Consider the following 7559-nt stretch of genomic DNA (forward strand, 5'->3'; position numbering starts at 1 on the left):
ATGAACATCCGCATACACAACCTGGGTAAACAGTACGGCGCATTCCCTGCATTGGATGGCGTCAGCCTGGATGTGCGCAGTGGCGAGCTGCTTGCGCTGCTGGGCCCATCGGGCTCGGGCAAGACCACCTTGCTGCGCGCCATCGCCGGTCTGGAGCATCCCGAGCGTGGGCAGATCCTGTTCGATGGTGAGGATGCGACCGGGCTGAGCGTGCAGGCACGTCGCGCCGGCTTCGTGTTCCAGCACTACGCGCTGTTCAAGCACCTGGATGTGCGCGGCAATATCGCCTTCGGGCTGGAAGTCCGCCGCGGTGCCGAGCGCTGGTCGAAGGCGCGCATCAATGCCAAGGTCGATGAGCTGCTGGCGCTGGTGCAGCTTGATGGGCTGGGCGCTCGCTACCCGGCGCAGCTGTCCGGCGGCCAGCGGCAACGCGTGGCGCTTGCGCGCGCGCTGGCCATCGAGCCACGCGTGCTGCTGCTGGACGAGCCCTTCGGCGCGCTGGATGCGCAGGTACGGCGCGACCTGCGCCGTTGGCTGCGCGAGCTGCACGACCGCACAGGCCTGACCACGGTGTTCGTCACCCACGATCAGGAAGAGGCGCTGGAGCTGGCCGACCGCGTTGCCATCCTCAACCGTGGCCGCATCGAGCAGGTAGGAACGCCGGGCGAGGTCTATGACCAGCCGGCTTCGCCCTTTGTGTATGGCTTTGTCGGCGAGGCCAACCGGCTGCCGGCGCGGGCGCAGGGGCAGGTGCTGGAGGTGGCGGGCGCGCAGTGGCCGCGTGCCGCATCGGTACCGGAAGGCCAGGCCCTGGAAGTCTTCGTGCGGCCGGAAGATCTGGTGGTCGAGGCCGAGGGCGATTGGCAGGCCACGGTTGGGCTGGTGCAGCGCAGCGGCCCTCGCCAGCGCCTGCGCGCGCGGCTGGCTGGCGCAACATCGGATCTGGAAGTGGAGCTGCCGGCCGGTGCGCCGGCCTATGCGGCAGGCCAGTCAATCCGGCTCGGAGCCCGTCGTTACGGGGTGTTCCCGGCGGCGGCGGGGTAGAGCGGGCAGGCAGGGGCTAGCGATGATTGTTGCATCGCAATATCATTCCAGTTAAGAATTTGTTATCGGCCCTGTACAGGCGTCGGTCACCCCCCACTACTGGAGAGATCTGCATGATGCACAGCAAGCGTCTTGTCGCCGTGGCCTGCGCCGCCCTTTTGTCTGTTTCCTTCGCCGCCAATGCCCAGGACAGCGAGGAGTCGACCTCCCCGTTCAGCGCCAGCTTCGGCGTGACCACCGACTACGTGTTCCGTGGTGTCTCGCAGACCGACAACGGCCCGGCATTCCAGGCCGGCGCCAACTACACCGCACCGTTCGGCGTGTATGTCGGCGTGTGGGGTTCCAACGTCGATTTCGGCGACGGTGGCCCGAACTTCGAAGTCGATTACACCATCGGCTGGAACAAGGACCTGACCGACAGCTGGAACCTGGACCTGGGTGTGAACCGTTACACCTACGAAGGTGCCTCCAGCGGCTACGGTGACATCGACTACAACGAATACCTGGCCAAGGTGACCTGGACTGGCCCGCTGACCGTCAGCGGCCTGCTGGGTTATGCCAACGACTACAGCAACACCGGTGCCAAGCAGACCTACAGCGCGCTGGAAGCCAGCTACGACATCGGCGAGACGGGCTTCTCGATCGGTGCATCGGCCGGTTACACCACCATCAAGGAAAAGGCCAACGAATGGCCGCGTCGCGCTGATTACTACGATGGCTCGGTGTCGGTGTCCAAGTCGTTTGGTCCGGCTACCGCCACCCTGGGTTACTACGACACCTTTGGTTCGGATGCATCCGAGCTGCGTCGCGAGTCCGATACCTACAAGCCGGGCGTCGTGTTCACCGTGTCGGTGGACGTGCCCTGATCCAAGCGTGATCGATGCAAGGAAAAAGGTGCCTTTCGGCGCCTTTTTCTTTGCCGGTGACTTTGTGGGAGCGGCGTAAGCCGCGAAGCTGATGGTCTGCCAGATGGTCAGCATCACCGCCACTTCATTGCAGCCAGCTTCGCGGCTTACACCGCTCCCACAAGATCCAAAGCGTTATCGCTTCCAGATACACGAAAGGCGCCTTACGGCGCCTTTCGTTTGTCACCCGACGGTGATCAGTTCCAGCTCAGCACGACCTTGCCGGCCTTGCCCTGTTCCATCAGGTCGAAACCTTCCTGGAAGCGATCCACCGGCAGCTGGTGGGTCATCACCTTGCCCAGCGGGAAACCGCCCAGCACCAGCTGGGTCATCTTGTACCAGGTCTCGTACATCTTGCGGCCGTAGATGCCCTGCACGGTCAGGCCCTTGAAGATGATCTTGTCCCAGTCGCAACCAGCGCCACGCGGCATGATGCCGAGCATGGCAATCTTGCCACCGTGGTACATGCAGTCGAGCATGTCGTTGAAGGCGCGCGGGTTGCCGCTCATTTCCAGGCCTACGTCGAAGCCTTCCATGTGCAGCTCGGCCATCACGTCCTTCAGCGACTGGTTGGCGACGTTGACCACGCGGGTGGCGCCCATGTCGGCGGCCAGCTTCAGGCGGAAATCATTGACGTCGGTAACCACCACGTTGCGTGCACCGATGTGCTTGCAGATGCCGGCGGCAATGATGCCGATCGGGCCGGCACCGGTGATCAGCACGTCCTCGCCGATCACGTCGAACTCCAGCGCGCAATGCGCGGCGTTGCCGTAGGGGTCGAAGAACGCAGCCAGCTCGGACGGGATCTGGTCCGGGATCGGCCACAGGTTGGTGGCCGGCATCACCATGTACTCGGCGAAGGCGCCGTTGACGTTGACGCCGATGCCGACGGTGTTCGGGCACAGGTGCTGGCGGCCGCCACGGCAGTTGCGGCAATGGCCGCAGACGATGTGGCCTTCGGCCGAGACGCGCTGGCCGATTTCATAGCCGGTCACGCCCGGGCCGACTTCGGCGATGCGGCCGACAAACTCGTGGCCGATGGTCAGGCCCGGCTTGATGGTGCGCTGGCTCCATTCGTCCCACAGGTAGATGTGCAGGTCGGTGCCACAGATGGCGGTCTTTTCCAGCTTGATCAGCACTTGGTTCGGGCCCGGCGTCGGTACCGGCACCTCTTCCATCCAGATGCCCTTGGTCGCTTCGCGCTTCACCAGCGCCTTCATCGTCTGTGCCATTGCAGGAGACCGCAGTGTGGGGAAAGGCCGTGATTATAAGCTTTCAACCGTAACCGCCCGGTACTGACCGATGACAGGGGCCACAGACAGTTACAGCCGCTACAATCGGCCGTTCCAAACTTTCGGATGTGTCTGATGCGCGTGAATCTTCTTGCGTTTTCCATCGTTGCCGGCCTGGGCCTGGCGCAGACCGCGCAGGCTGCCGAAGGCATGTGGGTGCCGCAGCAGTTGCCGGAAATTGCCGGCCCGCTGAAGCAGGCAGGCCTGAAGCTGGACCCGCAGCAGCTGGCCAACCTGACCGGCGACCCGATGGGCGCGGTGGTTGCGCTGGGCGGCTGTACCGCCAGCTTCGTCTCGCCGCAGGGCCTGGTGGTCACCAACCACCACTGTGCCTACGGTTCGATCCAGCTCAATTCCACCGCCGAGAAGAACCTGATCAAGGACGGCTTCAACGCGCCGGCCCTGAAGGACGAGCTGAGCGCCGGCCCGAACGCGCGCATCTACGTGCTGGACGACATCACCGACGTCACCGCCCAGGCCAAGGCGGCAATTGCCGGTGCCGGCAACGATCCGCTCAAGCGCACCCAGGCGCTGGAAGCCTTCGAGAAGCAGGCCATCGCCGCCTGTGAAACCGACGACGCCTACAGCTGCACCCTGTACAGCTTCTCCGGCGGCAACACCTACCGCCTGTTCAAGAACATGGAAATCAAGGACGTGCGCCTGGCCTATGCGCCGCCGGGCAGCGTCGGCAAGTTCGGCGGCGACGTCGACAACTGGATGTGGCCGCGCCACACCGGCGATTTCTCGTTCTACCGCGCCTACGTCGGCAAGGACGGCAAGCCGGCCGCATTCGCCGCCGACAACGTGCCGTACCAGCCCAAGCATTGGCTGAAGCTGGCCAACCAGCCGCTGGGCGAGGGTGACTTCGTGATGGTGGCCGGTTACCCGGGCCGCACCGACCGCTACGCGCTGGTCAGCGAGTTCGAGAACACCGCTACCTGGACCTATCCGTCCATCGCCAAGGCCTACAAGGACCAGATCGCGATGGTCGAAGCGGCCAGCAAGACCAACCCGGACATCGCGGTGAAGTACGCCGCCAACATGGCTGGCTGGAACAACACCAGCAAGAACTACGACGGCCAGCTGGACGGCTTCAAGCGCAACAATGTGCTCGGCCAGAAGCAGGCCGCGGAAACCGCGGTGCTGGAATGGCTGCGCGGCCAGGGCGATGCCGGCAAGCCGGCGCTGGATGCCTTTGCACAGCTGCAGACCCTGGGCCAGCAGTCGCGCATGAACCAGGCGCGTGACCTGAACCTGGCGATGCTCAACCGCACCGGCACCCTCGGCACCGCCGTACGCCTGTACCGCCTGGCTATTGAAAAGGCCAAGCCGGACGCGCAGCGCGAAGAGGGCTACCAGGAACGTGACCTGCCGGCCATCGAAGGCGGCCTGAAGCAGATGGACCGTCGCTACGTGCCGGCCATGGACCGTCAGTTCCAGCAGTACTGGCTGCAGCAGTACGTGCAGCTGCCGGCCGGCCAGCACCTGTCGGCGTTCGACAAGTGGATCGGAGGCGTCGATGCCAAGGCGGTTGATGCAACCGTCGCACGTCTGGACGGCTCCAAGTTGGGCAGCCTGGACGAGCGCCTGAAGTGGTTCGGTGCCGACAAGGCCGCGTTCGAAGCCAGCAACGACCCAGCCATCCAGTACGCGGTGGCGGTGATGCCGGCACTGCTGGAGCTGGAGCACCAGCGCAAGCTCCGCACCGGCGAAGAGCTGGTCGCGCGCCCGCTGTTCCTGCAGGCCATTGCCGACTACAAGAAGACCAAGGGTGAGTTCGTCTACCCGGACGCCAACCTGTCGCTGCGAATCACCTTCGGCAACGTGAAGGGTTACACCGGCCTGGACGGCAAGGTGCAGCCGGCCTTCACCGACCTGGAAGGCATCGTCGCCAAGGAAACCGGCAAGGACCCGTTCGACTCGCCCCAGGCGCTGATCGATGCGGTCAAGGCCAAGCGTTACGGCGGCTTTGAAGACAAGCGTATCGGCAGCGTGCCGGTCAACTTCCTGTCCGACCTGGACATCACCGGCGGCAACTCCGGCTCGCCGGTGCTGGACGCGCACGGTCGCCTGGTCGGCCTGGCGTTTGACGGCATCTGGGAATCGGTCGCCAGCAACTGGGTATTCGACCCGGTGATGACCCGCATGATCTCGGTCGACGAACGTTACATGCGTTGGATCATGCAGGAAGTGGCGCCGGCGCCGCAGCTGCTGAAGGAAGTGGACGCCGCCTCGAAGTAAGTTCGAGCTGCATGGTTCAAAGCGAAGCCCGGACGGGAAACCGTCCGGGCTTTTTTGCGCGCGGCGCACAGCGTTGTAGGAGCGGCGTAAGCCGCGAAGCCGATAGCATTGAAACTAGCGGCATGCGCAATCTGATGGATCAGGTGCTTCGCGGCTTACGCCGCTCCTACATTTGGCCGTACCGGTAAAGCCCCTGCCGAGCATGGCTCGGCACTACCGATCAGCGGTACGGCCCGGGACCGCGCCACAGCAGCTCGCCGTAACGGTAGACGTACATCACGATGACGAATTGCCGCGCGTCACCGATGTCCTGCAGTTCCGGCGAGCCGGCCTGCAGCATGCGGCACTTGCTCGAGCCACGGCGCAGGGCGACCTCGGCCGGGCAGACCATAAGGTAGGTGGTGCCAGGCAGCGGAATCGACAGCTCCTTCTTGCCATCGACTTCCTTGGCCGCGTCCATCCAGGCGCGCAGTTTTTCTTCGCTGAGCAGGTCATAGATGATCTGGTAGCCGCCTACTTCCATGGCCGGCTCGCCGGCGCTGCGGTCGATGCGGCGGCCACTGTCATCGCCTTGCCCGGCCGAACGCCCGTAGTTGTCCTGGGCGGTGGTGTTGTCCAGTGAACCCGGTGGACGCCCGGTCCAGGTCTGCGGCCGCCGCGGCACGGTTTCCGATGGGCTGGCTGCCGGTGGCGGTGCGGCCGGGGCCTGCTCCTGCGCCTGGATCGGCGTCTGTTCCTGCTCCGGTTCGCTGGGCGGCTCGATGTAGCGGGCTTTTGGTACCGGCTTGCGGTCCTCGCTGCGCCGATGTGTGGTCGGTTTGGGCTGCGCGCGCGTGGCCTTGTTGGGCTTGTCCTGCGGCGGCTGCTTGCTTGGCTGCGTGGACGGCGGCGCCTCACCGAGGAAATCGACCTTGACCCGGCCGCCACCCGAGGAACCCTGCGGCGAGGAAACCACCGGCGGATTGGAGTGCAGCAGGAGCAGCAGCATCAGCAGGTGCAGCAGCACGGTGATCAGCGCTGCGGCCCAGCGGTCGCGACGTTCATGCCAGAGCTTGAGAGTGAACCGCGTCGTGGAAGTGGAGGTGCTGGTCATGCCGCGTCTGGGGACTGGAAGTTGCTGCCCTCGTGCGGACGTAACGCCGAACCACCGGTAGGGAACCGGCATGGTAACGCCTGCGCCGGGCGCACGACCGTGCCATCGGTGTTGTGGCCGATTGCCCGTCATCGTTGAACCCGGGGGCAGGCAAGGCGGACAAACCGTGGGCACAGTTGCGCCATCGTGCTGCGACATCTGTATCGAAGGTAACCGTGGGCGGCTTCGGCCTGTGGCCGGGCTATGATGCGCCTCCCGCCGCATTTACCGGGCGGGCCCCACACAACAATGGAAACAGCTGCATGCGCATCCTGCTTGCCCGCCACGGCGAAACGCCGTGGAACGCCGAAGGCCGCTACCAGGGCCAGATCGACATTCCCCTCTCGCCGGTAGGCGAGGCCCAGGCCAAGGCCTTGGGTGAGCGGCTGGCCGATGTGCAGATCACCCGCGCCGTGGCCTCGCCACTGAGCCGGGCCCAGGCCACCGCCAAGGCGGCGTTGGGCAGTGCCCGTGAAGCCATGCTGCTGACCGAGCCGGACCTGCAGGAAATCGCCCACGGCGAGTGGGAAGGCCTGCTTGCCAGCGAAATCGACGAAAAAGACCCGGCGCGCCTGCGCGCCTGGCGCGAAGAGCCCGACACCGTGCTGATGCCCGGCGGCGAATCGCTGCGGCAGGTGCTGGACCGCAGCTGGCGCGGCCTGACCGCTGCTGCCGAAGGGCTGGGCGAGGACGACACCTTGCTGGTGGTCGCGCATGACGCGGTCAACCGGGTGATCCTGTGCAAGGTGCTGGGACTGCCGATCTCCAAGCTGTGGAGTTTCCGCCAGGCCCCGACCACGCTGAACCTGCTCGAAGGCCCGGACGTCGAGCATCTGGAAGTGGTGCGACTGAACGATTGCGCCCACCACACCCCGTTCTTCGGCGAAGCCAAGCATCGCGCGCTGTAAAGCAGGGCACGTAGACCTGTAGAGCCGAGCCACGCTC

6 protein-coding genes are annotated in these 7559 nt (G+C 65.1%); 4 read left to right on the top strand and 2 right to left on the bottom strand.

Features of this window, described 5'->3' with window-relative positions:
* Both ABB27_RS15250 and ABB27_RS15255 read left to right on the top strand, forming a co-directional pair.
* A complete protein-coding gene (locus ABB27_RS15250) occupies positions 1 to 1044 on the top strand; it encodes a sulfate/molybdate ABC transporter ATP-binding protein (RefSeq protein ID WP_057629638.1) in 1044 nt (347 codons plus the stop codon).
* Between the two features lie 113 nt (positions 1045 to 1157).
* Complete coding sequence (locus ABB27_RS15255; protein ID WP_057629639.1) at positions 1158 to 1910, top strand: TorF family putative porin; 753 nt, start codon at positions 1158 to 1160, stop codon at positions 1908 to 1910.
* Positions 1911 to 2146: 236 nt separating this feature from the next.
* Here ABB27_RS15255 and tdh read toward each other — a convergent pair whose 3' ends face one another.
* Positions 2147 to 3181: an L-threonine 3-dehydrogenase gene (gene tdh, locus ABB27_RS15260; protein WP_057629640.1), complete on the bottom strand. Its 1035-nt coding sequence runs from the start codon at positions 3179 to 3181 to the stop codon at positions 2147 to 2149.
* Between the two features lie 135 nt (positions 3182 to 3316).
* Between tdh and ABB27_RS15265 the strand changes: the two genes are divergently transcribed.
* Positions 3317 to 5482 (top strand): S46 family peptidase, encoded by a 2166-nt coding sequence (locus tag ABB27_RS15265; protein WP_057629641.1) that lies wholly within the window; start codon positions 3317 to 3319, stop codon positions 5480 to 5482.
* Between the two features lie 220 nt (positions 5483 to 5702).
* Here the strand turns inward: ABB27_RS15265 and ABB27_RS15270 are convergent, their stop codons facing one another.
* The gene (locus ABB27_RS15270) at positions 5703 to 6575 is read right to left on the bottom strand and encodes a hypothetical protein (RefSeq protein ID WP_057629642.1); all 873 of its coding nucleotides are present in this window, start codon (positions 6573 to 6575) and stop codon (positions 5703 to 5705) included.
* Between the two features lie 302 nt (positions 6576 to 6877).
* On the opposite strand from ABB27_RS15270, the gene ABB27_RS15275 reads away from it, so the two are divergent.
* The gene (locus ABB27_RS15275; RefSeq protein WP_057629643.1) at positions 6878 to 7522 is read left to right on the top strand and encodes a histidine phosphatase family protein; all 645 of its coding nucleotides are present in this window, start codon (positions 6878 to 6880) and stop codon (positions 7520 to 7522) included.
* The last annotated feature ends 37 nt before the right edge of the window (positions 7523 to 7559 follow it).

Source organism: Stenotrophomonas terrae, from assembly GCF_001431465.1.
GTDB lineage: Bacteria > Pseudomonadota > Gammaproteobacteria > Xanthomonadales > Xanthomonadaceae > Stenotrophomonas > Stenotrophomonas terrae.

Excerpts from the sequence above, each read along its gene's own strand:
- tdh (WP_057629640.1), bottom strand. The coding sequence starts at position 3,181 with ATGGCACAGACGATGAAGGCGCTGGTGAAGCGCGAAGCGACCAAGGGC.
- ABB27_RS15250 (WP_057629638.1), top strand. The coding sequence starts at position 1 with ATGAACATCCGCATACACAACCTGGGTAAACAGTACGGCGCATTCCCT.
- ABB27_RS15275 (WP_057629643.1), top strand. The coding sequence starts at position 6,878 with ATGCGCATCCTGCTTGCCCGCCACGGCGAAACGCCGTGGAACGCCGAA.
- ABB27_RS15270 (WP_057629642.1), bottom strand. The coding sequence starts at position 6,575 with ATGACCAGCACCTCCACTTCCACGACGCGGTTCACTCTCAAGCTCTGG.
- ABB27_RS15255 (WP_057629639.1), top strand. The coding sequence starts at position 1,158 with ATGATGCACAGCAAGCGTCTTGTCGCCGTGGCCTGCGCCGCCCTTTTG.
- ABB27_RS15265 (WP_057629641.1), top strand. The coding sequence starts at position 3,317 with ATGCGCGTGAATCTTCTTGCGTTTTCCATCGTTGCCGGCCTGGGCCTG.